At 51.8% G+C, this 2,975-nt stretch carries 1 rRNA gene; it reads right to left on the bottom strand.

The window, feature by feature from the left end:
• Positions 1 to 3 precede the first annotated feature (3 nt).
• Positions 4 to 2,923, bottom strand: a 23S ribosomal RNA gene (locus C794_RS21405).
• Positions 2,924 to 2,975 lie beyond the last annotated feature (52 nt).

Here is a 2,975-nt window from a genome sequence, read left to right as displayed (position 1 = left end):
AACTTAGATAAGTCCTCGATCAATTAGTATCCGTCAGCTGCACGTGTCGCCACGCTTCCACCTCGGACCTATCAACCTCATCGTCTCTGAGGGATCTTACTCACTCGAAGTGATGGGAAGTTTCATCTTGAGGGGGGCTTCATGCTTAGATGCTTTCAGCACTTATCCTTTCCACACGTAGCTACCCAGCCATGCTCCTGGCGGAACAACTGGTACACCAGCGGTGTGTCCATCCCGGTCCTCTCGTACTAAGGACAGCTCCTCTCAAACTTCCAACGCCCACGACGGATAGGGACCGAACTGTCTCACGACGTTCTGAACCCAGCTCGCGTACCGCTTTAATGGGCGAACAGCCCAACCCTTGGGACCGACTACAGCCCCAGGATGCGATGAGCCGACATCGAGGTGCCAAACCTCCCCGTCGATGTGAACTCTTGGGGGAGATAAGCCTGTTATCCCCGGGGTAGCTTTTATCCGTTGAGCGATGGCCCTTCCATGCGGAACCACCGGATCACTAAGCCCGACTTTCGTCCCTGCTCGACTTGTAGGTCTCGCAGTCAAGCTCCCTTCTGCCTTTACACTCTACGAATGATTTCCAACCATTCTGAGGGAACCTTTGGGCGCCTCCGTTACTCTTTGGGAGGCGACCGCCCCAGTCAAACTGCCCGCCTGACACTGTCTCCGAACCGGATTACGGTCCTGGGTTAGAATGTTCATACAGCGAGGGTGGTATCCCACGGGTGCCTCCACGAAGCTAGCGCTCACGCTTCAAAGGCTCCCACCTATCCTGTACAAGCTGCACAAACATTCAATATCAGGCTACAGTAAAGCTCCACGGGGTCTTTCCGTCCTGTCGCGGGTAATGCGCATCTTCACGCATAGTATAATTTCACCGGGTCTCTCGTTGAGACAGTGCCCAAGTCGTTGCACCTTTCGTGCGGGTCGGAACTTACCCGACAAGGAATTTCGCTACCTTAGGACCGTTATAGTTACGGCCGCCGTTTACTGGGGCTTCGGTTCAAAGCTTCGCTCCGAAGAGCTAACTCGTCCCCTTAACCTTCCAGCACCGGGCAGGTGTCAGCCCCTATACTTCGCCTTTCGGCTTCGCAGAGACCTGTGTTTTTGCTAAACAGTCGCTTGGGCCTATTCACTGCGGCTCCTCCTTAAAAGGAGCACCCCTTCTCCCGAAGTTACGGGGTCATTTTGCCGAGTTCCTTAACGAGAGTTCTCCCGCTCACCTTAGGATTCTCTCCTCGCCTACCTGTGTCGGTTTGCGGTACGGGCACCTATGATCTAACTAGAGGCTTTTCTTGGCAGTGTGAAATCCGGAACTTCGGTACTTTATTTCCCTCCCCATCACAGCTTGAAATTGCCAGACGGATTTGCCTATCTGACTTTCTCACTGCTTGGGCGCACACATCCATCGGTGCGCATTCCTTATCCTACTGCGTCCCCCCATCGCTCAAACAATCATGAGGTGGTACAGGAATATCTACCTGTTGTCCATCGCCTACGCCTGTCGGCCTCGGCTTAGGTCCCGACTAACCCTGAGAGGACGAGCCTTCCTCAGGAAACCTTAGGCATTCGGTGAAAGAGATTCTCACTCTTTTTTCGCTACTCATACCGGCATTCTCACTTCTAAGCGCTCCACCAGTCCTCACGGTCTGACTTCACAGCACTTAGAACGCTCTCCTACCATTGTTCGTAAGAACAATCCGCAGCTTCGGTGATACGTTTAGCCCCGGTACATTTTCGGCGCAGAGTCACTCGACCAGTGAGCTATTACGCACTCTTTAAATGGTGGCTGCTTCTAAGCCAACATCCTGGTTGTCTGGGCAACTCCACATCCTTTTCCACTTAACGTATACTTTGGGACCTTAGCTGGCGGTCTGGGCTGTTTCCCTTTCGACTATGAACCTTATCACCCATAGTCTGACTCCCAAGTTTAAGTAACTGGCATTCGGAGTTTGACTGAATTCGGTAACCCGGTAGGGGCCCCTAGTCCAATCAGTGCTCTACCTCCAGTACTCATCATCTTGAGGCTAGCCCTAAAGCTATTTCGGAGAGAACCAGCTATCTCCGTGTTCGATTGGCATTTCACCCCTACCCACACCTCATCCCCGCATTTTTCAACATACGTGGGTTCGGGCCTCCAGTCAGTGTTACCTGACCTTCACCCTGGACATGGGTAGATCACACGGTTTCGGGTCTACGACCACATACTATATCGCCCTATTCAGACTCGCTTTCGCTGCGGCTCCGTGTCTTCCACTTAACCTTGCATGGGATCGTAACTCGCCGGTCCATTCTACAAAAGGTACGCCGTCACCCATTAACGGGCTTCGACTACTTGTAGGCACACGGTTTCAGGTTCTATTTCACTCCCCTTCCGGGGTGCTTTTCACCTTTCCCTCACGGTACTGGTTCACTATCGGTCACTAGGGAGTATTTAGCCTTGGGAGATGGTCCTCCCGGATTCCGACGGAATTCCACGTGTTCCGCCGTACTCAGGATACACTCCGGAGGAAATTCTTTTTCAATTACAGGGCTGTTACCTTCTTCGGCTGATCTTTCCAGATCGATTCATTTAAAGAATTTCTTTGTAACTCCAAAGGAGTGTCCTACAACCCCAGAAAGCAAGCTTTCTGGTTTGGGCTCTTTCCGTTTCGCTCGCCGCTACTCAGGAAATCGAGGTTTCTTTCTCTTCCTCCAGGTACTGAGATGTTTCAGTTCCCCGGGTCTGCTCCCTATACCCTATGTATTGAGGTATAGGTACTGCTCCATTACGAACAGTGGGTTTCCCCATTCGGAAATCCCCGGATCAAAGTTTACTTACAACTCCCCGAGGCATATCGGTGTTAGTCCCGTCCTTCTTCAGCTCCTAGTGCCAAGGCATCCACCGTGCGCCCTTATTCACTTAACTAAGTTGTTATTTCAGTAAATAAGCGTGCTAATTTAATAGCCTTGTTTCAATA

It is taken from the genome of Oceanobacillus kimchii X50, from assembly GCF_000340475.1.
Lineage (GTDB): Bacteria > Bacillota > Bacilli > Bacillales > Amphibacillaceae > Oceanobacillus > Oceanobacillus kimchii.
Note: the sequence above shows the minus strand (reverse complement) of the source record. Positions and strands in the feature narration are given on the sequence as shown.